26 protein-coding genes are annotated in these 25,280 nt (G+C 48.2%); 8 read left to right on the forward strand and 18 right to left on the reverse strand.

Going from position 1 to position 25,280, the window contains the following annotated elements:
• Positions 1-2 precede the first annotated feature (2 nt).
• From G4O42_RS15735 to G4O42_RS15745, 3 genes are all read right to left on the reverse strand, one after another.
• Positions 3-827: an ABC transporter ATP-binding protein gene (locus tag G4O42_RS15735; RefSeq protein WP_012118397.1), complete on the reverse strand. Its 825-nt coding sequence runs from the start codon at positions 825-827 to the stop codon at positions 3-5.
• A 155-nt stretch (positions 828-982) separates the two neighbouring features.
• Positions 983-1,420, reverse strand: a complete 438-nt coding sequence (locus G4O42_RS15740; protein ID WP_032876609.1) for a YusW family protein — start codon at positions 1,418-1,420, stop codon at positions 983-985.
• A 118-nt stretch (positions 1,421-1,538) separates the two neighbouring features.
• On the reverse strand, positions 1,539-3,320 hold the full coding sequence (locus G4O42_RS15745; RefSeq protein WP_032876606.1) for a M3 family oligoendopeptidase: 1,782 nt from the start codon (positions 3,318-3,320) through the stop codon (positions 1,539-1,541).
• A 132-nt stretch (positions 3,321-3,452) separates the two neighbouring features.
• Here G4O42_RS15745 and G4O42_RS15750 point away from each other — a divergent pair, with 132 nt between their 5' ends.
• Positions 3,453-4,295 carry an oxidoreductase gene (locus tag G4O42_RS15750; protein WP_032876604.1) on the forward strand — a complete coding sequence of 281 codons (843 nt, stop codon included), beginning with the start codon at positions 3,453-3,455 and terminating at the stop codon, positions 4,293-4,295.
• 89 nt (positions 4,296-4,384) lie between these two features.
• Positions 4,385-4,849, forward strand: coding sequence for a Dps family protein (locus tag G4O42_RS15755; protein ID WP_032876601.1), 465 nt, complete (start codon positions 4,385-4,387; stop codon positions 4,847-4,849).
• Between the two features lie 46 nt (positions 4,850-4,895).
• Here the strand turns inward: G4O42_RS15755 and G4O42_RS15760 are convergent, their stop codons facing one another.
• Positions 4,896-6,257: a S1C family serine protease gene (locus G4O42_RS15760; RefSeq protein WP_032876597.1), complete on the reverse strand. Its 1,362-nt coding sequence runs from the start codon at positions 6,255-6,257 to the stop codon at positions 4,896-4,898.
• 276 nt (positions 6,258-6,533) lie between these two features.
• On the opposite strand from G4O42_RS15760, the gene cssR reads away from it, so the two are divergent.
• Complete coding sequence (cssR, locus tag G4O42_RS15765; protein WP_032876594.1) at positions 6,534-7,211, forward strand: two-component system response regulator CssR; 678 nt, start codon at positions 6,534-6,536, stop codon at positions 7,209-7,211.
• Positions 7,208-8,563 carry a two-component system sensor histidine kinase CssS gene (cssS, locus tag G4O42_RS15770; protein ID WP_032876591.1) on the forward strand — a complete coding sequence of 452 codons (1,356 nt, stop codon included), beginning with the start codon at positions 7,208-7,210 and terminating at the stop codon, positions 8,561-8,563. The genes cssR and cssS overlap by 4 nt, the downstream gene beginning before the upstream one ends.
• Before the next feature lie 28 nt (positions 8,564-8,591).
• Here cssS and spxO read toward each other — a convergent pair whose 3' ends face one another.
• Positions 8,592-8,756 carry an anti-adapter protein SpxO gene (spxO, locus tag G4O42_RS15775; RefSeq protein ID WP_007410067.1) on the reverse strand — a complete coding sequence of 55 codons (165 nt, stop codon included), beginning with the start codon at positions 8,754-8,756 and terminating at the stop codon, positions 8,592-8,594.
• Positions 8,757-8,934: 178 nt separating this feature from the next.
• On the opposite strand from spxO, the gene G4O42_RS15780 reads away from it, so the two are divergent.
• The gene (locus G4O42_RS15780) at positions 8,935-9,810 is read left to right on the forward strand and encodes a TetR/AcrR family transcriptional regulator (RefSeq protein ID WP_017418948.1); all 876 of its coding nucleotides are present in this window, start codon (positions 8,935-8,937) and stop codon (positions 9,808-9,810) included.
• A gap of 36 nt (positions 9,811-9,846) precedes the next feature.
• Here G4O42_RS15780 and fumC read toward each other — a convergent pair whose 3' ends face one another.
• Positions 9,847-11,235, reverse strand: coding sequence for a class II fumarate hydratase (fumC, locus tag G4O42_RS15785; RefSeq protein WP_032876589.1), 1,389 nt, complete (start codon positions 11,233-11,235; stop codon positions 9,847-9,849).
• A gap of 67 nt (positions 11,236-11,302) precedes the next feature.
• Positions 11,303-11,488, reverse strand: a complete 186-nt coding sequence (locus G4O42_RS15790; protein ID WP_003151806.1) for a YvzF family protein — start codon at positions 11,486-11,488, stop codon at positions 11,303-11,305.
• A 116-nt stretch (positions 11,489-11,604) separates the two neighbouring features.
• Here G4O42_RS15790 and gerAA point away from each other — a divergent pair, with 116 nt between their 5' ends.
• Genes gerAA through G4O42_RS15805 form a run of 3 tightly spaced genes read left to right on the forward strand, consistent with a single transcriptional unit; the run spans position 11,605 to position 15,231 of the window.
• On the forward strand, positions 11,605-13,047 hold the full coding sequence (gerAA, locus tag G4O42_RS15795; protein ID WP_032876586.1) for a spore germination receptor protein GerAA: 1,443 nt from the start codon (positions 11,605-11,607) through the stop codon (positions 13,045-13,047).
• Positions 13,022-14,122, forward strand: a complete 1,101-nt coding sequence (locus G4O42_RS15800) for a spore germination protein (RefSeq protein ID WP_032876583.1) — start codon at positions 13,022-13,024, stop codon at positions 14,120-14,122. The genes gerAA and G4O42_RS15800 overlap by 26 nt, the downstream gene beginning before the upstream one ends.
• Positions 14,119-15,231 (forward strand): Ger(x)C family spore germination protein, encoded by a 1,113-nt coding sequence (locus G4O42_RS15805; protein ID WP_007613667.1) that lies wholly within the window; start codon positions 14,119-14,121, stop codon positions 15,229-15,231. Before G4O42_RS15800 ends, G4O42_RS15805 begins: the two co-directional genes overlap by 4 nt.
• 42 nt (positions 15,232-15,273) lie before the next feature.
• Here G4O42_RS15805 and liaR read toward each other — a convergent pair whose 3' ends face one another.
• From liaR to G4O42_RS15860, 11 genes are all read right to left on the reverse strand, one after another.
• The gene (gene liaR, locus G4O42_RS15810) at positions 15,274-15,906 is read right to left on the reverse strand and encodes a two-component system response regulator LiaR (protein ID WP_003151798.1); all 633 of its coding nucleotides are present in this window, start codon (positions 15,904-15,906) and stop codon (positions 15,274-15,276) included.
• A complete protein-coding gene (gene liaS / locus G4O42_RS15815) occupies positions 15,884-16,966 on the reverse strand; it encodes a two-component system sensor histidine kinase LiaS (RefSeq protein ID WP_003151796.1) in 1,083 nt (360 codons plus the stop codon). Before liaS ends, liaR begins: the two co-directional genes overlap by 23 nt.
• The gene (gene liaF, locus G4O42_RS15820) at positions 16,963-17,694 is read right to left on the reverse strand and encodes a cell wall-active antibiotics response protein LiaF (RefSeq protein WP_032876580.1); all 732 of its coding nucleotides are present in this window, start codon (positions 17,692-17,694) and stop codon (positions 16,963-16,965) included. Before liaF ends, liaS begins: the two co-directional genes overlap by 4 nt.
• Before the next feature lie 26 nt (positions 17,695-17,720).
• Positions 17,721-18,590, reverse strand: a complete 870-nt coding sequence (liaG, locus tag G4O42_RS15825) for a LiaG family protein (protein WP_032876577.1) — start codon at positions 18,588-18,590, stop codon at positions 17,721-17,723.
• A gap of 107 nt (positions 18,591-18,697) precedes the next feature.
• Entirely contained in the window at positions 18,698-19,375 is a 678-nt protein-coding gene (gene liaH, locus G4O42_RS15830) for a stress responsive protein LiaH (RefSeq protein ID WP_007410057.1), read from the reverse strand.
• A 13-nt stretch (positions 19,376-19,388) separates the two neighbouring features.
• Positions 19,389-19,769, reverse strand: coding sequence for a protein liaI (locus G4O42_RS15835; protein ID WP_032876573.1), 381 nt, complete (start codon positions 19,767-19,769; stop codon positions 19,389-19,391).
• A 166-nt stretch (positions 19,770-19,935) separates the two neighbouring features.
• Positions 19,936-21,204, reverse strand: a complete 1,269-nt coding sequence (locus G4O42_RS15840) for an MFS transporter (protein ID WP_032876570.1) — start codon at positions 21,202-21,204, stop codon at positions 19,936-19,938.
• Positions 21,205-21,368: 164 nt separating this feature from the next.
• Entirely contained in the window at positions 21,369-21,938 is a 570-nt protein-coding gene (locus tag G4O42_RS15845; RefSeq protein ID WP_032876568.1) for a cob(I)yrinic acid a,c-diamide adenosyltransferase, read from the reverse strand.
• Positions 21,935-23,161, reverse strand: coding sequence for an ABC transporter ATP-binding protein (locus G4O42_RS15850; RefSeq protein WP_032876566.1), 1,227 nt, complete (start codon positions 23,159-23,161; stop codon positions 21,935-21,937). The genes G4O42_RS15845 and G4O42_RS15850 overlap by 4 nt, the downstream gene beginning before the upstream one ends.
• A complete protein-coding gene (locus G4O42_RS15855; protein ID WP_032876563.1) occupies positions 23,158-24,204 on the reverse strand; it encodes a FecCD family ABC transporter permease in 1,047 nt (348 codons plus the stop codon). The genes G4O42_RS15850 and G4O42_RS15855 overlap by 4 nt, the downstream gene beginning before the upstream one ends.
• Positions 24,167-25,111 carry an ABC transporter substrate-binding protein gene (locus G4O42_RS15860; RefSeq protein ID WP_032876560.1) on the reverse strand — a complete coding sequence of 315 codons (945 nt, stop codon included), beginning with the start codon at positions 25,109-25,111 and terminating at the stop codon, positions 24,167-24,169. The genes G4O42_RS15855 and G4O42_RS15860 overlap by 38 nt, the downstream gene beginning before the upstream one ends.
• Positions 25,112-25,280 lie beyond the last annotated feature (169 nt).

Genomic DNA, 25,280 nt, shown 5'->3' on the forward strand with positions numbered 1-25,280 from the left:
GATTATGACAATCGGGCGGTGAGGGCCGCTTCCTGCACGATACATCTGCCGCGTCCGTGCGGAATGCAAAGCGGTGTGCCGAACAGCGGGTCTTGCGTTACCTGGCAGTTCATCGCAAAGACCTGCTGTACAAGCTCGCAAGTGATAACTTCTTCGGGACGGCCCTCTGCGTAAATCTGTTTATCCTTAATGGCGACCAGATAATGGGCATAACGGCATGCCAGATTGAGGTCGTGCAGCACCATGACGATTGTGCGTTTTTCTTTTTCATTTAATTCAAACAGCAAATCAAGAATTTCAATTTGATGCGTCATGTCGAGATAGGTTGTCGGCTCGTCAAGCAGAATGATATCCGTATCCTGAGCGAGTGTCATCGCAATCCATGCGCGCTGGCGCTGTCCGCCTGACAAGGAATCCACCGGACGGTCGGCCATTTCCTCAAGCTTCGTCGCTTTAAGCGCTTTTGCCACTGCGTCTTCGTCCTCTTTGGACCATTGCTTCAGCCAGCTTTGATAAGGGTATCTTCCCTGCTTCACAAGCTGATGCACCGTCAGGCCTTCGGGAGCTGACGGACTCTGCGGCAAAATAGCGAGCTCTCTTGCCACTTCCTTCGTCGGAAGCTTAGCGATGGCTTTTCCTTCTAAAAGCACAGAACCGCCCCTCGGTTTCATCAGCCGGGCCAATGAACGTAAAAGCGTCGATTTTCCGCAGCCGTTGCTTCCGATCAATACAGTGATTTCGCCTTTTGGAATCGCGACATCCAATTCGTCAATGATAACAGTCTCTCCGTACCCTAAGCTCAGCGTCTCTGTAGAAATTGCACTCATACCGCTAACCGCTCCTTTTTTGAGTTTCCCAACACTATGTATATAAACAAATTGCCTAAACATTCAACGTGAGATCATGATTATATTGTAACAGAAATTAATGACTCTGAATATCATTATCAATTAGTTTTGGGCAAAAAAGCAGCGGACGGCGGTTATTTTTTTATTTCCGTCATTTCTCCATCATTCTTTTTCAGTTTCAGATAAAAATGGTCATAGCGGCTGTCCAAATTAAAAGCCGAGAGCACCTGCCGGACGATCTCGCTTTCCTGCATCCGGCTGTTTACGGCAAGTTCTCCGAGGATCATCTTCATTTCATCAAGCGCTTCCTCGCCCTCTCTGTGAACCCCTGAGAGCTTGTCCCGGATGTCCGCCTTTTCATGACCGCCTTTTCTCTCATACAAACCTTCATAGCGGTTATGCTCCCCGGCTCCGTAGTTAACGCGAAGGGAAAAGCTGCTGTAAGGAACCGGCTTCGCGGATGACACGGGTGTGCTGTCTTGTTCCGCTTCCCGTTTTTCTTCATTCAATCGGCAGCCGGCAATCAGCATCAGCATAAGACATAAAACGCCCGCCGTCCTGAACCATTTCATGCGATTCACTCCCATTCCATTCCGATCGTTTTTAGGTATTTCCAAGGGAGGCGGCTGTCATTCATTAAACAAAAAAGAACCGGAGCGGTAACACTCCGGCCGGTTCATCTCCAGATTATCATTCAGTCAGCTCTAAAAATTCCTGCACATCCTGTACGGCAAGGCGGACCGCGTCTTCCCAAAACGACCGTTCCGTCAGATCCGCGCCAAGGTGCTTCATCGCCAAATCCTCAACAGTCATCGAAGCCGTGTCACACAAAAGCGCGATATATTTTTCTTCAAAATCCGCTTTTTCCCGAAGAGCTCTTGCATATATTCCAAGCGAAAATAAATAACCAAACGTATACGGAAAGTTGTAAAACGGCACTCCCGTAATATGAAAATGCAGTTTTGACGCCCAGAAATGAGGGTGGTATTCCCCTAATGAATCGCAAAACGCTTCTTTCTGCGCCGCTTCCATCAGTTCATTCAGTTTCTCAGCCGGAACGACGCCCTGCTTCCGCTCTTCATAAAAACGCGTTTCAAATAAAAATCTCGCATGAATATTCATAAACATGGCTACGCTTCTTTGAATTTTATCTTCAAGCAAGAACAGCTTTTCATCCTTTGTCGCCGCTTGTTTCAAAGCGGCGTCGGCGACGATCATTTCCGCAAAGGTCGAGGCTGTTTCAGCGACATTCATAGCATAGGCTCTGTTCAGCTGCCGCACTTGAAGCATGGCCTCCTGATGGAACGCGTGACCGAGCTCATGCGCCAGCGTCGATACATTCGAAGCGCTTCCGGAAAACGTCATGAAAATCCGGGATTCTCCGCTGTCGGGAAAACTGGTGCAGAAACCGCCGACCCGTTTACCGCTGCGGTCTTCCGCTTCTATCCACCGATCACGGAACGCTTTTTCCGTAAATGCGGACAGCTTTTTGCCAAACGTCGAAAATTGGCTGACGATCAGATTGGCCGCTTCATCAAATGTGTATTCTTTCGGAGCCTCGCCGATCGGCGCGCCCACATCATACCAGTTCAGCCGCTCAAGCCCTAAAAGAGATGCCTTTCGATTCAGGTATTCGGCAAAAGGCTTTTTATGATCGGTAATGACCTGCCACATGACATCCAGCGTTTCTTTTTTCATCCGATTGATCGCAAGCGGCTCTTCCAAAGCGCTTTTCCAGCCCCGCGCTTTATAGATTTCCGTGCGGAAGCCGGCCAGATGGTTCAGCGTGCTGCCGAAAAGCTCCTCTTCTCCTTTCCACGCTTCATTAAGCTCTTTGAACACTTGATGTCTGATGCGGCGATCCGGGTGCGCCATCATATTTTCCGCTTGGCCGACCGACAGCTCTTTATCCTCAAATGGAATCTTCATTCTGCCGACAGCCGCATTATACAGATCGCCCCATGCGTGATAGCCGTCAACGGCCAGGCCTTCAATCAGCCTTTCTTCTGAAGCGCTGAGCTTCTCTTTGACCCGGTCTCTTCTTTCATTTAAAACATATGTGAGATCCTGAAGTTCCGGTTTTTGCAGCAGCTCCTCCCAGACCCGCTCGTCAATCCGGGCAAGTGTATCGTCAAGGGTGACCAGAGCGGATTTAAAATCACTGCTCAGCTGATTGATCCGCGCCCTCCATTCATTCGCTTTCTGATCATGAGTGTTCTGAGCCTGAAGACAGCCGACGAACGCTCCCGCCTGCCTGATCATGATCGCTGACCGTTCAAACCTATCAATCAGATTGATCAGCTCCCGGCTTTCATCCGCATGCGTCGGAACTGTAAACGCTTCAGCCGCATGTTGAAAAGCGCTTAGATGCTTTTTGAGCTCTTGTATGTATTGCTGAAACTCTTCCGACCGGCTCCCGCCCTCAAAAATGGAGTTTAAATCCCATGTTTCCTTCAATCCCTCTAATGCCATCTTTTCTTTACCCCTTTCTATCCGAAGCTGACTCCATTATAAAACAATTCTGACATATTTCCGAACGATTTCTCCTTCTTTCCGCGAGATGATATACACTATGAGATAAGAACAAACGGGGAGGATTATAAGATGAACAGAAAAATTGCCATTGTAACCGGCGCGACGAGCGGATTCGGGCTGCTGACAGCGCTGAAGCTCGTCCGGTCTTATCACGTCATCGCAACAGCCAGACAGCCGGAGAAAGCTGAAATACTGAAAGAGGCCGCCGCTCAAGCGGGTGCATCCGAACATATTACGGTCGTTTCTTTAGATGTGACAAATGAGCAGTCGGTGTCTGACTTCGGGAACACCATCAGCGGTTTCGGACCGATTGACCTGCTCGTCAATAACGCTGGCACTGCGTACGGGGGGTTTATTGAAGATGTGCTGATGAAACATTACAGACAGCAGTATGAAACGAATGTATTCGGCCTGATTCACGTCACAAAAACCGTGCTGCCTTATATGCGAAAACATGGCGGGGCAAAAATCTTCAATATCAGCAGTATCAGCGGACTGACCGGTTTCCCGGCTCTATCTCCGTATGTCTCTTCCAAATTCGCGGTTGAAGGTTTTACAGAGAGCCTGCGCCTCGAACTGCTGCCTTTAGGAATTGATGCCGCTTTAATAGAACCGGGCTCCTATAAAACGTCTATATGGGAAACGTCTCTCTCCAATCATCTTACGGCACCCGGCAAAGATTCGCCCTATTACCGCTATTATCAGCAAATCGAAGCTTACTTCAAAGCCAACGCATCCAAAAGCGGCGATCCTGATGACGTAACGGAGCTGATTTATCAATTGGCACAAAGGAAACGGCTGAAGAAACTGCGGTATCCGATCGGCAGGGGCGTTAAGCTGACATTGGCTTTCCGCTCACTCTTTCCGTGGTCCGCCTGGGAATCGATTATAAAGAAAAAGCTGTTCACTTGAACCTAAATTATAATTATTATAATTTAGTATTGATTTTTATTTGATATGTGGTATAATTAAATTAACAGATCACAGGGAGGACGATGAATATGAATACACAAAACGCGAAAAATACTGAAACTCTTGTTGAGAAATCAATGAACACACAATTATCAAACTGGTTTATCCTTTACTCTAAACTGCACCGCTTTCATTGGTATGTAAAAGGCCCTCACTTCTTTACGCTTCATGAAAAATTTGAAGAACTGTATAACGAAGCGGCGGAAACGGCGGATGCCATCGCAGAGCGACTTCTGGCCATCGGCGGACAGCCTGCGGCGACTTTACACACTTACCTTGAACAAGCTTCCATTACGGATGAAGGCCAGGAAAAAACGGCTTCTGAAATGGTGGAATCACTGGTTCAAGACTATAAACAAATCAGCCGCGAATCAAAATTTGTCATCGGCATCGCCGAGGAACAAAATGACCCGTCAACTGCCGACCTGTTTGTCGGATTAGTTGAAGAAGCGGACAAGCACGTGTGGATGCTGTCAGCCTACTTGGGAGAATGACGAAAAAAGCTGAACCTCAGTTGAAGGTTCAGCTTTTTTTATGCGTTCAGCTTGCGCTTTCGGTTTGTTTCGTTAATGTGACGTTCAGCGTCTTTTTGCTTCCGTTTCTGAGCACTTGAACAGTCGTTTTATCGCCGATTTTCAGCTGGTTATATAGGATCTGTCTGATATCGGCGCTGCTGCCGACATCTTTGCCGTTCAATTGTACAATGACGTCATTGGATTTAATGCCCGCTTTCGCAGCCGGTGAGCCGGATTGCACTTCTTTTACGTAAACACCCTTAGACAGCTGGTCGCCGAACAGTCCGAGCGTGTTTTCCTGATAGGTTTCCGGCACTTGCGACATGTCAATCATCTGCACACCTAAAAATGGGCGCTCGACTTTTCCTTTTGCAAGGAGCTGGTCGACTATCGGTTCTACATCATTGCTCGGAATGGCAAAGCCGAGTGACTCCACGCCGTTTTCACTGACTTTCATGCTGTTGATCCCGATGACCTGGCCGCTTGAGTTGATTAACGGGCCGCCGCTGTTTCCGGGGTTAATCGCCGCATCCGTCTGAATCACGTTCATTTCCACCGTGCCTTGGGATGTATCGGCGTCTACCGTTCTGTTCAGCCCGCTGATGACACCTTGTGTGACGGTGCCGGAAAACTGCTGGCCGAGCGGGTTGCCGATGGCAATCACTTTATCGGCAATGCGGAGCTTGGAGGAATCCCCGAAGCTGGCCGCTTTTTTGACATTGGACGAGCTGATTTCCAATACGGCCAAGTCACTGATGGCATCCTTTCCGACAAGCTTTGCCGTTTCGGTTTTCCCATTGTAAAGAGTGACCGACAGTTTGTTCGCCCCTTCTACGACATGGTTGTTTGTAATGATGTACGCTTTTTCGCCGTCTTTTTTGAAGATGACGCCTGATCCCGTGCCGCTCTCCGTTTCAGAGCTTGAACCGCCGTCAAGTCCGAACTGGCTGCTTTGCGAAGCTTGGTAGTTGGACACTCCCACAATCGCGGGCTCCAAATCTTCCACCATATCCGCTACGCTTGAGGTATTTTTCAAAGGCGTTGACGTAAAATTCGAAGACTGAACTTGTTTCGTATCAGAAACGGCTTCTGTCTTATGCTGCTCACTCGGCAGGTTCGGCACAATGCCAAGCACGAGGCCGCCGCCGATAATGCCGCCTAAAACCGGGCTCAGCCAAGCAGCTCTCCGTTTTTTTTCTTTTTTCACGGCAGCCGTTTTTTCAAATTCCGTACCGGCCGCCGTCTCGTTTTCCGCTTCTTTCGAGACGGGCTCTTCAAGCAGCTCGGGCTCCTGATGGCTGATCCGCTGCTGTTCATTTCTGTTTTGTTCCGTATGTGAAAGATCTGACTGATCGCGGCTTCTGCCGTCATCTCGATGATCATTCATATTCACGCACACTCCTTCAGCATGTTTTCATTCTATCGATTACATATTCATCGCATGTACAAATTCTATTGTCCCAATAATAAGGAGAAAAGCAAAGCTCCAAAACAAAATGTGTTTGAACATGTTATCTTCCCCGCTTTTTTTCTTCCTTTCTTCCCTTATACACATCATAAACAAACATTGTGGGATAAAAATGAAAAGAATATGTGAAATTATGAAAATGCGGCTTGAGTGTGTTAAAACTAGTATAATGACGTTGAAAGGATGTGAAATGCCTTGTCATACACCATTTATCTAGTTGAAGATGAGGATAACCTGAATGAACTGCTCACAAAATATTTAGAGAATGAAGGCTGGAACATTACATCTTTCACAAAAGGCGAAGATGCCAGAAAGCAGATGCAGCCGTCTCCCCACTTGTGGATTCTTGACATCATGCTTCCGGATACGGACGGCTATACATTGATAAAAGAAATAAAAGAAAAAGATCCCGATGTGCCGGTCATTTTCATTTCCGCGCGGGATGCCGATATTGACAGAGTCCTCGGGTTAGAGCTTGGAAGCAATGATTATATCGCCAAGCCTTTTTTGCCGAGAGAACTTATTATACGGGTCCAGAAGCTGCTCCAGCTCGTGTATAAAGAACAGCCCGCTCCCAAAAAAACCGGCATCACCGTTTCTTCCTACAATGTGATCGAAGACGCCCGAGAGGTTTATGATGAAACCGGCAGCCTGGTCAATTTGACGTCTAAGGAATTTGATCTGCTGCTTTTATTTCTTCACCATAAAGGACACCCCTTTTCCAGGGAAGACATTCTGCTGAAAATATGGGGCCATGATTATTTCGGCACTGACCGGGTGGTCGATGATCTTGTGCGGAGGCTGAGAAAAAAAATGCCCGGGCTAAAGGTTGAGACCATTTACGGATTCGGCTACAGGATGATGACGTCATGAAAAATAAGCCGCTTGCTTTTCAAATATGGGTGGTCATCTCAGGCATCCTCTTAGCCATTTCGATTCTGCTTCTCGTGCTGTTCTCAAATACGCTGCGTAATTTTTTCACGGATGAAACGTATACGACCATTGAAAATGAACAGCATGTACTGACGGAGTACCGGCTGCCCGGATCGATCGAGCGTGGATATTACAGCGAGGATGCGACCGCTCCGACGACTTTCCGATCCGTTCAGCACGTTCTTCTGCCTGAACGGGAGGAATCGGCCAGTGACAAAGACTTGAACTACTTTTCTTCTTCCTTTATCCATAAGGTGTACAAGCTCGCGGGCCGTCAGCACAGCGTCACGAAACGATACAGCGCGGACATCAGCGGGGAAAAAGTGTTTTTCGTCATTAAAAAAGGCCTCACCATTAACGGCCAGGATGCGATGATGCTGTCTTACGCCCTTGATTCTTATCGTGATGATCTGGCATTCACCCTGTTCAAGCAGCTGCTCTTTATCATTGCCGGCGTGATTTTGTTAAGCTGGATTCCGGCGATTTGGCTTGCCAAATATCTCTCGCGGCCGCTCGTTTCCTTAGAGAAGCATGTCAAACGGATTTCAAAACAGGATTGGGATGATCCGGTCATCGTCGACAGAAAAGACGAAATCGGAAAATTAGGCCATACCATTGAAGACATGCGGAGCAAGCTGGTGCAAAAAGACGAAACGGAAAGAACGCTCCTGCAAAATATCTCTCATGATTTAAAAACGCCTGTCATGGTGATAAGGGGCTATACTCAATCAATAAAGGACGGGATTTTTCCTAAGGGGGATTTGGAAACCACAATTGATGTCATTGAAGGCGAAGCAGAAAAACTTGAGAAGAAAATTAAGGATTTATTATATTTAACGAAGCTTGATTATTTAATGAAGCAGCGGGTGCACCATGAGACATTTGACATTGTGAAGGTCACGGAAGAAGTCATTGAACGGCTCAAATGGGCCCGGAAGGAATTATCGTGGACCGTTGAAACAGAAGATGCATTAATGATGCCCGGTGATCCGGAACAATGGAGCAAACTTCTTGAAAACATTCTCGAAAATCAAATCCGCTATGCAGAGACGGCGATTCACATTCGGATCAGCCAAAATCAGCAGCAGATTGTCATGACGGTTGAAAATGACGGGCCTCCGATTGAGGATGAGATGCTATCCAGCTTGTACGAGCCTTTTAATAAAGGGAAGAAAGGCGAGTTCGGCATAGGACTCAGCATCGTAAAACGGATTTTAACCCTGCATAAAGCATCAATTTCAATTGAAAATGACCAATCGGGTGTAATCTACCGAATTATCATACCAAAGTAGACTGTAGTGTTTCATTGCAGTCTTTTTTTTATGTGAAGGAGTAGCCGTTAAAATCTCTGTAGTTTGTTTTCAGCGGTTTTTGGCATTGATGAACCCATTTCTTTTCACAAATTGTCTTTTTCGGATATTTCACCTTTTCGACTTTAATTCCTCTGTTTCGCAAGCGGCTGATCATTTCATCTAATTCTTTCATTTTCAGATTCACCCTTTCGCCAGAACTTTGACCATTCGGTCAGCTCACTTTATAATATAAATAAAACAAAACAAAAAAACAAGTTACAATCAGGTTAAATTTACGGAATATCAATATGACCATATAGTCATACATGAGAAGCACAAGCCAGCCTCCTGGCTCCGAAAGGGTGGAACCATTGAAGGAAAAAGAAAAGCTGATCATTGAAGCAGCAATAAAACTGTTTGCCCGAAAAGGGTACAAATCTACATCGGTTCAGGAAATCGCCGATGAATGCAAAATCTCAAAAGGCGCTTTTTATCTTTACTTTCCTTCCAAAGAAGCACTGCTTCTATCCATGCTGAATTACTACTATGATAAAACGTTTACCCGAATCACGACGATCCAAACGGAGGGTGACAGTCCGAGAGCCGCTTACCAAAAACAGCTTGCGGTGTTTTACGAATCGATTCTCGCCCATCAGGATTTTATTACCGTGCAGATGAAAGACGGTTCACTTCCTTATACCGAAGAAGCGGCGCAGTGCGGAAAGAGAATCCGCCGGTCGATCCTGCAGTTTCATATCGACAGTCTTCTTGCTATTTACGGAGAAAAAGCTGAACCATACACAGCCGAGCTTTGTTTTTTAATAGAAGGAATCAGTCAGATGTATCTTGAATATCTCATTCTGACCGGCCGGTCCGTACAGCCTTCGCTTCTGGCAAATACCGTGATTCACAGAATTGATGACATCGTAAACGGAATGGCGGACAGACATGATGAAGCGTTTATTTCTCTTGATGAGGCAAGCTCACTGTTTGGGCCCCTTCATAACGGGCAGCCCGATCCTTTAAGTCAATCGATCTTGCAGACCCTCCGCACGCGCATCGGCACGATGGACAAGGCGCAAGCATCTGAATTTACCGAGAGCTTGGATATTCTGGAAGCGGAAATGAAGAAAAAGTCGCCGAAACCGGCAATCATCAAAGGAATGATTTTGAATTTGAAGGAATCCGACCTGCTGGCTGAAGATGCAGAACAGCTCAGATTTTTACTGAAACAGCAGTTTATTTAGAAGAACGGCCGCAATGACTGCAGCCGTTCTTTCATTTTATGCTTTCGGGTGCACCATATCTTCCGGACGCACCATTTCATTAAATTGTTCTTCTGTCAGAAGGTTCAGCTGTAATGCCGCTTCTTTCAGCGTCAGGCCTTCTTTGTGGGCAAGCTTGGCGATTTTCGCGGCGTTTTCATAACCGATATGCGGGTTAAGCGCCGTAACAAGCATTAATGAGTTAGAGAGATTTTCCTGAATCGTCTCTTGGTTCGGCTCAATACCGACAGCGCATTTGTCATGGAAGGAATTCATTCCGTCACTGAGCAGCTGCACGGTCTGCAGGAAGTTATAAATGATAACCGGTTTGAAGACATTCAGCTCGAAGTTTCCTTGGCTGGCCGCAAATCCGATTGTCGCGTCATTTCCCATCACTTGCGCGGCGATCATTGTCAGCGCCTCACTTTGCGTCGGGTTGACTTTGCCCGGCATGATAGAGCTTCCCGGCTCATTTTCAGGAATGACGATTTCGCCGATTCCGCAGCGCGGGCCGCTAGCCAGCCATCTGACATCGTTGGCAATCTTCATCAGGTCGGCAGCCAATGCTTTTAACGCGCCGTGAACGTGAGTGATTTCATCATGGCTTGTCAGCGCATGGAATTTGTTAGGCGAACTCTTGAATGTCTGCCCCGTTACTTTTGTGATTTCTTCCGCGACGAATTCACCGAACTGCGGATGGGCGTTGATTCCCGTGCCGACTGCCGTGCCTCCGATGGCAAGCGCGCGGATTTTTTCCGTTGACTCAAGAATCATTTCTTTCGAACGGTCAAGCATGTATACCCAGCCGCTGATTTCCTGTCCGAGCGTCAGCGGAGTGGCGTCCTGCAAATGCGTGCGTCCGATTTTCACAATATCCTGATAAGCTTTCGCTTTTTCATCAAGCGTCGCGCGCAGCTGATCAAGCGCCGGAACGAGCTGCTCATATACGGCAAGAACCGCCGCAACGTGCATCGCCGTCGGGAATGTATCGTTTGAGCTTTGGCTGCGGTTAACGTCATCATTCGGATGAATCTTCAGCTCGGAATTTTTTTCTTTCAATAAAGCAGTCGCGCGGTTGGCCACCACTTCATTCATGTTCATGTTGCTTTGCGTGCCGCTTCCCGTCTGCCAGACAACGAGCGGAAAGTTATCGTCGTATTTTCCGTTTAAAACATCGTCACATACAGCGGCAATCGCCTGTGCTTTTTCAGACTCTAAGTTGCCGAGGCGTTCGTTCGCGATCGCTGTGCTTCTTTTCAATATTGCAAACGCCTTCACAACTTGCTGAGGCATTTTTTCTGAACCGATTTTGAAGTTCTCTTTGCTGCGCTGTGTCTGAGCGCCCCAAAATTTATCTGCCGGAACTTTAACTTCTCCCATGGTGTCTTTTTCAATTCTGTAGTCCATTTATGTATCCCTCCATAACAGTTGCTTCACCCTGAGTATTATTCGCCAGTAACAGATGAAACCCTTTTTATTTTTCGGCCTTGGCCGTTTTTAATTTCAGCTCAAGATAGACGCGCGAATCCTTAGAGTATTTATACTTCGGATTTGTTTTACGGTATTCTTTCGACGTGTAAGCCACTTCGTAATGCGCTTCAAATGATTTGATGAGCTGTTCAATTTCTTCGGCATTTCCTGCCAGTCTGACTTGTGCCACATCTCTCCTCCGCTTTCATAAAAAAACTTGTACCATTAAATACTTTATCATAGTATATCATTTTTTTAACAGGAAAAGATAACCTCAATTAAGGATTGGAAGGCGGGTGACTGTCGATGGCGCAATCGGAATTCAAGGAATACATACACGTTAATCTGGCACTGGTGCTTCCCCACGTAGAGCAGAATGATGACCTGGTTCAAAATAAAAAGATGCTTCCGAACGGGCTTGTTTTTTATTATATGTATCTGAGTGAAATGAACGACGAAGACAAAATAAAAGAAGCGATTGAAACGCTGCTTCGGGAGGAAGACACTCTGACGCTAGATACGGTGGCGAAACGTCTTGATAAAATCGACGCCCGTCCCGTCTTTACGTCGAAGGAAGCCGTCATCTCCATTCTGCGGGGAAAATGCGCCGTGTTTATTAACGGACTTGACAGCGTATACATTTTGTCCACGGGAAAAAGAGAAAAAAGAAGCGTGAATGAACCCACATCCGAAAAGGTCGTAAGAGGTCCGAAAACCGCCTTCATAGAAGATTCTGATACAAACGTCGCCATGATCAGGCAGCGCACGAACCATCCGAAGCTGAAAACGAAAAAGATTCCGATCGGAGAAAATAAGTTAAAATACGCCACGGTCATGTACATAGATGATAAAGCGGACCCGTCTGTCGTCAGCGATGTTGTAAAGCGCCTCAGCGAAGTGAAGATGGACGACATCCAGGATTCCGGAACGCTTGAGGAGCTTATTGAGGATAATAAGTATTCGCCCTTTCCGCAAATACAAAATACGGAACGGCCTGATAAAGTCTCTTCCGCCTTGTTCAACGGCCGCGTCGCCATCCTTGTCGACAACTCGCCGTTTGCGCTGGTGGTCCCGGCTTCTTTAGGAATTTTAATGCAGTCGCCCGATGATTATTATGAACGGTGGATTTCCGCCTCGCTCATCCGGGCGCTGCGGTTTACATCTATTTTTATCACGCTGTTTTTTTCGTCCATTTATATCGCCCTCGTTTCGTTTCACCAAGGGCTGCTGCCGACGACGCTCGCAGTCACCATCGCGGCGAACAGAGAAAACGTTCCCTTCCCGCCTATCATTGAAGCGATGGTAATGGAAATTACGATAGAGCTGCTGAGAGAAGCGGGCTTGAGGCTTCCCAGCCCGCTCGGCCAGACGATCGGATTGGTGGGCGGAGTCGTCATCGGCCAGGCGGCCGTTGAAGCGAATATTGTCAGCTCCATCATGGTCATCGTGGTCAGCATTGTCGCGCTCGCTTCATTTACAGTGCCGCAGTACGGGATGGGTCTGTCGTTCCGTGTGCTCCGTTTCATTTCGATGTTTACCGCGGCAGCTTTCGGGCTGTACGGCATGATTTTATTTATGCTGGCGATCTACACTCATTTATCGAGACAGCGAAGCTTCGGTTCTCCGTATTTCTCGCCGAATGGATTTTTCAGCTTAAAAAACGCAAACGACTCTATTCTCCGTCTCCCTATTAAAAATCAACCAAAAGAGGCGAAAAACATAAATGAGCCAGAAAACAACTCACAATAAGCTTACAAGCTATCAAGGGACAGCATTGATTTCAAACACGATGCTCGGCGCGGGACTCCTCACCATGCCGCGTGCGCTGTCAGCAAGGGCAAATTCGCCGGACGGCTGGATCGCGTTATGTCTGGAAGGCGTCATCTTTATCTTTTTGATTTATCTCAATACGCTCATTATGAAAAAGCATCAGTACGGATCATTATTTGATTATATGAATGAAGGACTCGGCAAATGGGCGGGAAATATCGTCAATCTTATGATCTGTCTCTATTTTATAGGAGTCGCCAGCTTCGAAGCCCGGGCGATGGCGGAAATGGTCAAGTTCTTTTTATTGGAAAGAACGCCCGTGCCGGTCACGCTGTTTATCTTTATCGCCTGTTCCGTTTATTTAATTATCGGCGGCATGAGCGATATCGGCAGGCTCTTTCCTTTCTATTTAACGATTACGATCATTATTTTGCTGGTGGTGTTTTCCTTCAGCTTTAAAATATTTGATCTGGACAACCTGCGGCCGGTGCTCGGGCAGGGTTTTTCTCCCGTTATGGCTTCCTTGACCGTCGTTTCTGTTTCCTTCTTGGGAATTGAGATTATGCTGTTTCTCCCCGAGTACCTCAAAAATAAAAAGCACACATTCCGCATGTCGGCCATGGGCTTTGGCATCCCGATTATTTTATACATCATTACCTACGTTCTCGTCGTCGGCGCGTTAACCACCCAGGATGTCAAAACAATGATCTGGCCTACGATCGCGCTCTTTCAATCATTTGAAATCAAAGGGCTTTTTATTGAAAGGTTCGAGTCCTTTTTGCTTGTTGTCTGGATCATCCAATTTTTCGCCACCTATGTCTCGTACGGGTATTTCGCGACATCTGGCCTGAATAAAATTTTCGGGCTGAAGCAGAAAAAAGGGATCATCTTCGTAGGGATTGCGACATTCTTCGGATCATTGATGCCAAAAGACGGCAACAAGCTGTTGATGTTCAGTGATATTCTCGGCTATATCTTCTTGGTTTTCTTTTTGCTGCCTTTGCTGATGTTTGGAGTCGTCGCTGTGAAAAGGAAGGTGAAAAAAGCACAATGAAGAAATACATCGTAATCTTTCTTTGCTCATTGCTTTTGACGGGATGCTGGGACAGCCGTAATATAGAAGACTTGAGCCTCGTTATCGGAGTCGGGCTCGATAAACCTGAGGAAGAAAACGTGGAAGTGACGCAGCAGATTCTGATCCCTCAAAAAGCAAGTTCCCAGCAGTCGACATCAAGCAATCCGACAAAGGTGACTTCCACTTCCGGGGAAACCGTTCACCAAGCCTTAAGGACGGCGTCGTTAAAAAACCACCCCGCTTTCTCCCAGCACTTGCGTATCATGCTGTTTTCCGAAGCGCTGTTAAAGGACGACATTCCGCTTGACGCATTGATGAACCAATTTATCAGAGACAACGGTACGAGAAGAAGCTGCAATGTGATGACGGTGCCGGATAAAACGAAAGATATTTTCAAAATCAGTGACCAGGGAGAACCTGCGTCAAATACGATCTATGACTTAACGGAGAATAATTCGGTCACCATCCGGATGATGGAGCCCGTGACATTGGGGGAAATATCAGAGAAAATCGCCAAAGGCGAGACCTTTGCCCTTCCTCAAGTGCGCCAAGTGGGCAGCAGACTGGAAATCTGGGGCGCTACCATTATTAAAAATAAATTCTGGTATGCGAATTTAACGCCTTTACAAGTCCAGAATATGAACCTGTTCACAGGCACGGTAAAGGGAGGCGTCACGTTTGCAAAGCATGACAATCATTATTTATCCTTCGAGGTATTTTCCAGCAAATATAATGTAAAAACAAAATATAAAAATGGAAAATTCAAGTTTATCGTCACCCGGTTTGTTGAAGGCCGTCTGTCTGAGGATTGGAACCCGAAAGAAGATTCTTTCAAGGAGTCCTATATAAATGAAATCAAAAACGCGGTAAAACGCAGCATTCATTCAGATGTCATGGCATTCATTGATTACATGCAGCATGAGTTGAAAGTGGATATTACCGGGTTAGGCGATCAAGTCCGAATTCATTATCCCGGTAAATGGAAAAAGATATCCTCTGACTGGGATCATCATTTCAGTGAATCGGATATTGAATACAAAGTCAAAGTCGCCATCAGGGATTTCGGAACAAAGGGAATGTCCCAATGACCCCGTCCCTCGGGAGAGTGTGCTGGCGCCGCTCTCCTTTTCTTATGTCACGAGATGGTTGCGGTGGGCATATACGGCTGCCTGCGTGCGGTCACTGACATCAAGCTTTGACAATATATTCGTAATGTGGGTTTTCACCGTTTTAATCGTAATGAACAGCTCTTCACCAATCTCTTTATTCGTCTTGCCTTCCGCGACGAGACAGAGGATTTCCAGTTCTCTTTTTGTCAGTGTTTCATGCGGAAGCTGATTCTCTGAATGGCGGAGCCTTGACAGCACTTTTCCCGCCACCTTCGATTCAAGCTTCGGTTCGCCCTTGGCAGCCGCTCTGATGGCTTCGGCTATTTCTGCAGCCTTGGACGTTTTCAGCAAATAGCTTAGCGCTCCCGCTTCGATCACCGGATACACTTTGTCGTCATCAATGAAGCTCGTCAGCACGATGATTTTCGGGTCATTGAGTTTCGCGCAGATCTGTTTTGTCGCTTCGATGCCGTCCATGCCGTCCATGACAAGGTCCATTAAAATCACATCCGGCAAAAGCTCTGCGGCCAGATCGACGCCCTGCTGCCCGTCTGATGCTTCACCGGCGACTTCAATGTCCGGCTGTGCTTCTAAAAATGCGGCCAGACCCATCCTGACCATTTCATGATCATCAATCAGTAACACTCGAATCACTGTCGTTCTCTCCTTTTGTTTTCTGATAAATCGGGACTTTCACGTCGATCTGCGTGCCTTTTCCCTTTACGGAGATGATTTCCGCTATGCCGCCGATTTCACTCGCTCTTTCCTTGATGGAATGCAGGCCGTATGAAGATGCTTTCACTTGATCCATCGTAAAACCCGCCCCATTATCAATAACTTTAAGCTGAAGTTTTTGATGTTTCGCGCCGAGCCTGACGGTGACCTTGGTCGCCTTTGAATGTCTGAAAACGTTGGAAAGCGCCTCCTGCACGATGCGGAACAGATGGTCTTCAACGCCTTTTGACACACCCGTATCGCTGATGTCCCACTCAATATCCAGCGGCTGCTTCGCTTTGAACTCTTTTAACAGCTCAATCAGCCCTTCTTTTAAGCCTTTTCCTTCTAAAGTGACGGGCCGCAAATGCAATAGCAGCGCTCTCATCTCGTTTTGCGCTTCCCCCGCCATATGTTCAACCATGCGAATCCGTTTGACGATTTTGTCATCCGCATCTTTCACCTGCTCTAAGACGGCGGATGTCATCATAGAAATGGCAAAGAGCTGCTGGCTGACGGCATCGTGCAGATCGCGCGCCAGCCGCTGGCGTTCTTCAGTGATGACCGATTTTTTCATTTGATCCTGCCATTCCGCCCGTTCGTTGGAGAGCTTTTGCAGCGATGTGACCTGGAGCTCGACCCGCTTGGCCATTTCGTTGAGCTGATCTGCCGCCAGACCGATTTCATCATCGCCGAGCGGCGGCACCCGATAAGCAAAATTGCCGTTTTCAAATTTCAAAACCGCTTCAATCAGTGTATCCATTCTTGTTTTCAGGCGGCCGCCGTATACATAACCGGAAATCAATCCCGCCGAAAGAGACGCCAAAAGCAGGATGACCACAAACGGAATACCGAACCAGCCGGAAGAAAACAACAGCATCGGGTCAAGCCCGTAATACAGCAGCATCAGCGTAATAAACACCGCGCAAAGGAGCAGACTGAGCCCCGCGGTCATCCGCATGGCGCGCCACTGAATATTGGCGAGTAATTTTTTCCTCATAAATACTTCACATCCACATCGCCGATGAATAACGAAATTGAAATTTTAATCCGCCGCGGCGAGTCGCCGTACTCAGACGATACTTTATACAGATTCGGGCTCATGCCGCTTTTCTTAGAGCCGAGCAGGTTCATATCGCCGATAAAAGCCGATGAACTGACGGACACCTCGATATCCGGCGGGACGTACACATCGACATTGCCGATGACACCGCTGATGGTCATCGTGCTTTCTCCTTCGGGAATCATCGCTTTTGACAAATCAATTTTCACATCGCCGATGAATCCGGAAACATTTAAATCATTCAGCTCAAACGGGTCCTTCATCATCCGCAGCTCGCCGATAAAAAAGCTGCGGAGGTCCGGCTGTCTGCTTTCCGTCTGGGCGGAAGACTTTGGCTGCTCTTCTTTTTCAAGATTGATTTTCTTCTCTTTATGTTCATAGACGCGCTTTCCTTTCAGGAGCCTGTAGCCCGCGTAGATGAGAAAGGCGGCGAAGGCATAGCCGAACAGGTTAAAGGTGGCGCTGAACAGGTTCCTCAAAAATAAAAAAGCGGCGAAGATATACAGGACGGAGCCGAGCCAGCCGCGGGAATATTTATTAAAAATATAGCCTGTGATCAGAAAAAAGAGCGGCCAAAACAAGAAGTCGCCGATGCCGATAATACGCAAAAACATGCTGACGCCTAATAAGGCGATGATAAGTCCGAGAATCTGTTTTTTTGCCATCAGCTGCTTGCCCCTCCTTTCCTTGACTATTGCAGTGCAATATTGCCGCTCGTCACTTTTATATCAATCGGCCTGGCGCCGCTGCCTTTCATGCCGGTAAATGCCCCGCCTTCCTTACTCGTTTTCTCAAAGGAATAAGACGGCCGGATCCTTCCGCTTGCCGTCTCGGCGTTCACCGTAAAACTTCCGTCTTTCGGCAGGCTGATCGCTGCGCTGCCGCTCGCAAGCCTGACGGATACGGGAGCATCAGCCGTCTCAAGCGAGGCGTCGACACTGCCGGAAGCGACCCGCACGTCAAGGGCCCCCGCCACATGTTGAAGCCCGACATGTCCCGAGGATAAGCGGACATCCCCCGTTTTTGCCGCAAGGCCTGCTGCTGTGAGATTGCCCGACAGCCCCTTCGCTTCAAACACATCCGTCTTCACGTGCTTCAGCGACATATTCCCGCTTACAGAACGGACGCCGAGGTGCGCAAGAGACAGCCCCTTGTTTCCGTCAACGGCAATGCTGCCGTTTGATGTATGGACGGTGATATCCCGATGATAATCATACGGAATGCGGACAATCAGCAGAGGGCGCTGAAAGAGATTCAGAAATTGGAACCCTTTCTCCTTCGCTTTGAGATTGAGGGTCTTTCCCCTGCTTTGGACAAACATTTTCCCCGCCGGTCCCGTCATGTTTGCCGCGATATCATTCCGCGCTTCCGCGATGATTTTCACATCCGTCTGTTCCGATGAAACCGACAGGCTGTTGACGGCACGCGGCGGTATGCTTGCCGACTCCGCTTCTGTTTCGTACAGCGGAAAAAAACGCCCGGCAAACACTTCTTTCACCAAAAACAGACAGCAGATCAAAACGGACGCCGCCATCAGTCCTTTGGCAATCTTACGCTTCATTACGTTCCATCCTTTTTCATTCATTTTATTATAAAGGAAAAGCCGGAGAATTGATACGTGTGCGTATAGGGAAGAGGCGTAAACGCGCCGATCTTCCCTTGTGCACATTATTCATGAGCCGCTTTTTGACGCTCTGTTTTTTCCAGAGAAAGCGAGCGCATTTTTTCAATCTCAGCTTCCACCTCGTCTGAATATTGGGAGCGGCTGTATTCTGTGTTCGCCTCAGCTGAAGTGCCGTATTTGACGCGGACTTCCATTTCTTCAATGCGGCTTTCCATTCGAAGGAACTCTCTGTAGGCGCTTTCGCTGTCAATTTTGTCGAAAGAAGCGTTCATATGTTCCTTCGCATTTGCCGCGTTCGCGCGGGCGATGAGCGCCTGTTTTTTATCCTTTACGTCGCGGAGGCGCGTTTCTAAAGTTTCCAGCTGCTCTTTCAGCTCTGCCAGCTGTGTTTTCGCCTGCTCATACGCTTTTTCATGTTCGGCCGCTTTTCCCTCAAGGTATTTCATTTCAGTCAGAGCCTTTTTCGCTAGCTCCTCTTCCCCGGCGTCAAAAGCAAGCTGAGCCTGGTTTTTCCGTTTTGCCGCCGTTTCAGAGGCATCTTCCTGTTTTTTCTTAAACTGATGGACGATCGTGTGCTGTTTGACAATCGTTTGTTTCGCCTTAGCGATGTCACTTTCCATATCACGCACATATTGATTCAGCATGACTTTCGGATTTTCTAATTTATCAAGCCCTTCGTTAACAGATGCGACGAACATATTTCTTATTCTTTTTAAGACCATTTTGTCTTCCTCCTTATTTTTTCTTCAGAAATTCTTCCCATTCAGAGTCAAATCCGGATTGATATCCCGGTGATGCCGCTTCCGGTTCATACTGGCGGGAAGCGGTGTCTGAGCCGCCCTGCTTCATCATCTTCCATCCGAAATACACCATGGCGCCGGCCAGTCCGATCGCAACGATAAATGGAAGAGAACCGACGAGAATCATAGCTCCGATGACGCCCGCGATGATACCCGATACCGCCCGGCCTTTTGAAAAACGTTTGATTCCCCAGTAAAGCATCAGGCCTCCGATCACCAGCGGGATGATAAATGCGAAATGGCCTCCTCCGAAAAAGACAGAAAGTCCGAACACAATCAGCAGAAAGCCGCCTGCCGTTTTACCATTTATATTCATGCAGATCCTCCTTTCGTTTTCCTTGTCTTTACTATAAACAAATCCCGCGGCCGGCAAAACGAGTCAGAGATTGATTTTCATATCAGACCGGAGTCGTATAAGCCCCCGGACCTTCGCATAAAAAAACGCCGCTGCACCGGACGGCGCAGGGCGTTTTACGAAAAATCTATATTCTGATGCTCGCTTCTTTTTCTCTGATGAGATCTGAGCGTTCGGCTTTGGCCAGCTTCGTAAAGAACAATATTCCGAGACCGGACAGGACTTCAACGAGACCGCCGGCGGCAATGACTTTTCCGGAACCGAAGGCGTTAGCCGCGTATCCGCAAAGAACCGCGCCGAGCGGAATGGATATGTTTGAGATCATATGGATGACGGCATAGACTTGCGGCTGGTCATCATGGTCCACAGACGTCTGAATAATCGTATATTCCGGCACATTAATCGCGCTGACGGCAGATCCGAACGCAAACGCGGCGAGGAAGACGAGCGGCAGAAAAGTGTTGAGGCCGGTGATGAAAAATGCCGCCCCTTCTATGATTCCTGCTGACACAAACAGGAGACCGTATTTGTTCACCTTCACCTTAGCCAAAATAAAACCCATTAAAAAGGCTCCGCCCGTGCCTGTCGCTTTCAAAAGCGAGTAGATGATCGGCGGCATGTTTAAATCTTCGGCGACATAAACGGCAGAGAGCGCCTCCCACGGAGCGGCCGCAAAATTCATGAAGATACAATAGATGGCGAGCGGGTATAAAATCTGGTGTTTCCTGACAAGAACGAAACCCCGTTTGAGCCTTCCGAAATACGTCCCGCGCTGTCTGACGGCGACTGTATCCTGTTTGGCATGCCGGACTTGGTATGACATAAAGAGTACGAGAAAACCTGATAGAAGATAGAATATAAGAGCGATAAACAAAGAATAAGCGGGACTGATAAATGTTAAGAATACCCCGCTCAGCGTAATGGCGGCAAGCCTGACGATCTGGCCTGATGACTGGATGACCGCATTCGCTTTCTGCAGGCTGTTTTCTCCGACAATATTGGGGATTAATGAGATAGATGCGGGATTATAAGCGGCTCCCGTGGCTGAATGCACAATCATGAGAAGCATGACAAACCATAAAGGAGAAAAACCGTTAAAATAACAGATCGGAATGATCAACACGACCGCCGCGCGCGTGAGGTCGGAGAAATACATCCAGAATTTCAGCGTATGCTGCTTCATAAAAGGCCCGGTAATCGGCGCCAGCATCGCCTCCGGAAGGAACGTGACCGCAATTAACAGGGACGTGCCGATCGCGCCTTCCCCGTCAAAAATCAAAAACCACAGAATGGAATTAAAGGCAAAACCGTCGCCTGACAATTTAACTAGCCTTGAGATAAACAGAAGGGTGAAATTTTTATTCCAGATGCTCTCGCTCTTATTATATGTATCCATCTATCAAATCCCCCATTATTTTACAATGTTTCTTATAATATCTCATTTTTTAATTTTTCAGTCAATAATGCATAAGATACATTTTCCTTCTGTCAATAAAGGTTCAATTGATGGATATCTCTATAAAAAAACAGCCGGCTTGCAGCTGCCGGCTGAACAAAACGTTATTCATCATCACGGAATACCGCGGCGCTTCTTTCATATTCTATGTCCTGAACGCCCTGTCTTGCGTTAACCGCTCTTGCCGCCGCGAAAAAATAATCAGACAGGCGGTTCAAGTAACGCATCACCGTATCGTTTATCTCTTCTGTTTTACCCAGTTTCACGACGAGACGCTCAGCCCGTCTCGTGACAGTCCGCGCGATGTGAAGCTGAGCAGCCGCCTTATGCCCGCCCGGAAGAATAAATTTCTCAAGCGAGGGCGCTTCAGCCGTGTAACGGTCTATGCAGTCTTCCAATGCGGAAATCGATGTCTCTCTTAATGTATAGCTTCTATGTTCAGTGACCGTCGCCAAGTCGCCGCCGCAGTCAAACAGCTCATGCTGAATGTTTCGAAGTTCGGCTTTCACATCACCGCAATTCTCACAATCATCAAGCTCCGCAAGCGCAAGCCCGATAAAGCTGTTCAGCTCATCGATCGTCCCGTAGCTTTCAACCCGCAGACTGTCTTTATCCGTTCTGCCGCCCATCAGGCTTGTCTGTCCTTTATCGCCGGTTTTTGTATACAGCTTCATCGTTGTATTCCTCCTTCTTCCGCCGCTTTTACACATGCAGCGGTTCCTCTTCTGACGGCTCTTTCCGCGTGAGGGACGTCCATCGCCTCTCCTGTCTGCAAGGCACAAATGACAATGTCGCCTTTTGCCTGTCTGCCGGAAAGGGCCTGCATTCTCGCTTCAGCCGCTGCCGTTAACAGCCGAACAAATCCCTGTTCCGATAAATGTCCGCTGATCAGCACCCAAACGGTATACTGCGCAGTCACGGCTATCGTAACCGAATCAAACGTACGGCAGATCAAACCAGCTGCCGCCGAGCCGGAAAGCCGGCGGCTCCACGAAAAGCCCGGGCCGTCAGATGCGGTTGACAGCATTCTGAACGGCCGTTCTGTATGAAGCGTTACGGTATTTCCGCTTTTGTTTATCAGAGAGGCGAACGGAACGCCGGCGGGCTCTCCTTCCTCCCGCGCTTCCGGCATAAAAGAGATCAGCGGTTTCGGCGACGATTGCTGGGCAACAGCGCTGACGGTGATGCCGTAAATGTCTTCAATCGTCTCTTTTTTTAAAGCCTGATCCGGCGTCTGCTTCGGAATAGCGCGTCCGTCTTTCATCATCAGGAGCTGATCACAATATTGGCTTGCTGCGTTGAGGTCGTGAAAAATACTGATGACCGTCAGGCCTCTTTCTCTCGTCAGCCGCTTTACCGTATCAAGCAGGTCTTTCTGATATTTGAGATCAAGAAAGGTCGTCGGCTCATCCAGACAGAGCACCTCAGGCTGCTGAGCCAGTGCCTGCGCCAGATAGACGCGCTGCCGCTCCCCTCCGCTCAGATTGCGGACCGATTGCTGCGCATATCGGTCGATGCCCGTCATTTCCATCGCTTCCCGGACAATGTCTTCGTCATGTTGATCCATCTGTCTGAAGAGTCCTTTTTGATACGGGTATCTGCCGAAGGACACCGTTTCCTTAACGGTAAATGTAAAAGCTTGCTCCGTATGCTGCGGCAAAACGGCCATGATTTTCGCAAGCTCCCGCGGCTTGTATCCGCCGACGGGCCTGCCTGCTGCGAGCACCTCGCCTTTTGACGGAGAGAGCATTCCCGTCAGCAATTTCATCAGCGTTGTTTTTCCCGAGCCGTTCGGACCGAGTATGCCGACAAATTCACCTTTTCCGGCGGTAAAGCTGACATCTTCCACAATCATCCGGCCTCCGTACCCGCCGGACAGGCTGCTCACCCTGATCATAAGCGTTTCCCTCCATGATGCTGGCGAAGCAGAATCAAGGCAAACACAGGCGCTCCCGCCAAAGCCGTCATAATGCCGATCGGCAATTCGACAGGCTCAATGACGGTGCGGGAAATCAAATCCGCCAAAATGAGAAACCCGGCGCCCGTCAATGCTGACAGCGGCAGTAAATGGCGATGATCCGTTCCCCATAAAAGCCGTGTCACGTGGGGAATGACAAGGCCGACAAATCCGATCGTCCCCGAGACGGCAACCGCTCCTCCCGTCAGCAGAGATCCGGCGGCGATCATCAGCAGTTTTCTTTTTCCCGTACTGACGCCTAACAGCCTTGCCTTTTCTTCTCCATAAGTCATAATGTTTAATTCTTTGCCATTGATAAGCAGAAGCGCCGTCCCGGCCAGAAAAAAAGGCAGAAACAGCGCGACATAGCCCCAGCCCCTCATTGACACGCTTCCTAACAGCCAGTGGACAATCGGGAGCAGATCATTTCCCGTTAAAGCGATCACAAGCGAAATGAGAGCCCCGAGAAAAGAATTCATGATGATGCCTGTCAAAATGAGCGTCGAAACCGACATCGACGCATGAACGAGGCGGCTGAAAAACAGAACCGCCGCCATGACCGCAATCGCTGCGGCGATGCTGACAACCGGTAGTGTGAACCGGCCGATGACGGGAATCTGAATGCCGAAAAACAAGGTGATAACGGCTCCCGCCGAGGCTCCCGAAGATACCCCGAGTGTATAAGGGTCGGCGAGCGGATTTTTCAGAAGTCCCTGAAACGCCGCCCCGGCAATGGATAACGCAGCTCCGACAAGAGCGGCCAGAACGACTCTCGGCAAACGGATATTCATCATAATATTTACATTCATGGGATCAACAGAGGATGTCCGGCCGATCCCGATCCAAAAAACGTCGGATAAAGGAATATGCAGACTGCCGATTGAAATGCCGAGTGCCGTACAAACGGCTAAAAACAGCAGGCTGACCGTGTAGGCCAGCGGGCGGTTACTTTTTAAACGTTTCAGGATAAACGCTTTCTGCAAGCTTCTCGACCCCTTTGACAAGGCGCGGGCCTGAGCGTGTGACAAGGTCGGGATCAACAGAATAGACATTGTGGTGTTTGACCGCATTGACGGCACCCCAGCCGGCGCGTTTTTCCACTTCAGCGGCCTTTACGCCGTCTGTCGTAATGATGACGTCGGGATTCATTTTGACAATCGCTTCATCCGTCAATTGCACCCAGCCGGTCTGGCTGCCGGCAGCGTTTTTCGCGTGTATATCTTTAAGCATTTCGTTCATAAACGTGCCTTTCCCCGTCGTGTAGCCGTCAGGAGACACTTCGACGAATACTTTCTTTTCGTCTTTTTCAGAAATGGCCGCCGCTTTCTTTTCTATGCCGGAAAGGTCGGATTTCATCGATTTGATCAGCTTATCCGCCTGCTTTTCTTTGCCGGCCGCTTTTCCGATCATGCTGATAGATTTGTATACGTCTTGGAACGATTGCGCATCATTGACCGTTAAGACGGTGATGCCCGCATCTTTCAGTTGCTTCATCGCATCGGCGGAAGCGGACATAGAGGACGCGTGGGCAAGCACGAGATCCGGCTTCAGCGCGATGACTTTTTCAGCGTTCACATTCATATCTCCGACTTTCGGTTTTTTTACCGCTTCTTTCGGATATGTATCATTTGTCGTAACGCCTGCGACCTTATCTCCCAGTCCGAGCGCGTATGTAATTTCCGTATTGCTCGGCATGAGGGAAACGATTTTTTCCGGTGCCTGCTTTATGGTTACTTTTTCGTTCACGGCATCCTTAATGGTTACCGGGAATGCTTCGGTTGAGACGGCTTTTTGTTTGGCCGCGCTTCCTTCTTCCTGTGCGCCGGAACAGCCGGCGATCACAAAGGCGGTGACCAAGAGCGCCGCCCAGACGGCAGTGATCTTCTTCATTCTTTTAACTCCCCCTGATTATGGTAAACGATTGTCTCTTTGACATTCGTATCCTTTTTTCGCAGTAATTATACTATAAGTCTTTAAGGCTTGTATATCCGGCCTTTTTGCATGAAAGCAAATTGTTCGTACACACTAAAATTCATCATGTATACTGTTACACATTGGC

Source organism: Bacillus sp. LUNF1, from assembly GCF_011008975.1.
Taxonomy (GTDB): Bacteria; Bacillota; Bacilli; order Bacillales; family Bacillaceae; genus Bacillus; species Bacillus velezensis.

Coding starts and splice junctions, on each gene's coding strand:
- G4O42_RS15745 (WP_032876606.1), bottom strand. CDS start 3,320: ATGGCATTAGAGGGATTGAAGGAAACATGGGATTTAAACTCCATTTTT.
- cssS (WP_032876591.1), top strand. CDS start 7,208: ATGAAAAATAAGCCGCTTGCTTTTCAAATATGGGTGGTCATCTCAGGC.
- G4O42_RS15850 (WP_032876566.1), bottom strand. CDS start 23,161: ATGATCAGGGTGAGCAGCCTGTCCGGCGGGTACGGAGGCCGGATGATT.
- G4O42_RS15755 (WP_032876601.1), top strand. CDS start 4,385: ATGAATACACAAAACGCGAAAAATACTGAAACTCTTGTTGAGAAATCA.
- liaG (WP_032876577.1), bottom strand. CDS start 18,590: ATGAAGCGTAAGATTGCCAAAGGACTGATGGCGGCGTCCGTTTTGATC.
- G4O42_RS15840 (WP_032876570.1), bottom strand. CDS start 21,204: ATGGATACATATAATAAGAGCGAGAGCATCTGGAATAAAAATTTCACC.
- fumC (WP_032876589.1), bottom strand. CDS start 11,235: ATGGACTACAGAATTGAAAAAGACACCATGGGAGAAGTTAAAGTTCCG.
- liaS (WP_003151796.1), bottom strand. CDS start 16,966: ATGAGGAAAAAATTACTCGCCAATATTCAGTGGCGCGCCATGCGGATG.
- G4O42_RS15805 (WP_007613667.1), top strand. CDS start 14,119: ATGAAGAAATACATCGTAATCTTTCTTTGCTCATTGCTTTTGACGGGA.
- G4O42_RS15740 (WP_032876609.1), bottom strand. CDS start 1,420: ATGAAATGGTTCAGGACGGCGGGCGTTTTATGTCTTATGCTGATGCTG.
- liaF (WP_032876580.1), bottom strand. CDS start 17,694: ATGGCAAAAAAACAGATTCTCGGACTTATCATCGCCTTATTAGGCGTC.
- G4O42_RS15845 (WP_032876568.1), bottom strand. CDS start 21,938: ATGAAGCTGTATACAAAAACCGGCGATAAAGGACAGACAAGCCTGATG.
- G4O42_RS15735 (WP_012118397.1), bottom strand. CDS start 827: ATGAGTGCAATTTCTACAGAGACGCTGAGCTTAGGGTACGGAGAGACT.
- G4O42_RS15760 (WP_032876597.1), bottom strand. CDS start 6,257: ATGAATGATCATCGAGATGACGGCAGAAGCCGCGATCAGTCAGATCTT.
- liaH (WP_007410057.1), bottom strand. CDS start 19,375: ATGGTCTTAAAAAGAATAAGAAATATGTTCGTCGCATCTGTTAACGAA.
- gerAA (WP_032876586.1), top strand. CDS start 11,605: ATGGCGCAATCGGAATTCAAGGAATACATACACGTTAATCTGGCACTG.
- G4O42_RS15860 (WP_032876560.1), bottom strand. CDS start 25,111: ATGAAGAAGATCACTGCCGTCTGGGCGGCGCTCTTGGTCACCGCCTTT.
- G4O42_RS15800 (WP_032876583.1), top strand. CDS start 13,022: ATGAGCCAGAAAACAACTCACAATAAGCTTACAAGCTATCAAGGGACA.
- G4O42_RS15835 (WP_032876573.1), bottom strand. CDS start 19,769: ATGAATATAAATGGTAAAACGGCAGGCGGCTTTCTGCTGATTGTGTTC.
- spxO (WP_007410067.1), bottom strand. CDS start 8,756: ATGAAAGAATTAGATGAAATGATCAGCCGCTTGCGAAACAGAGGAATT.
- G4O42_RS15750 (WP_032876604.1), top strand. CDS start 3,453: ATGAACAGAAAAATTGCCATTGTAACCGGCGCGACGAGCGGATTCGGG.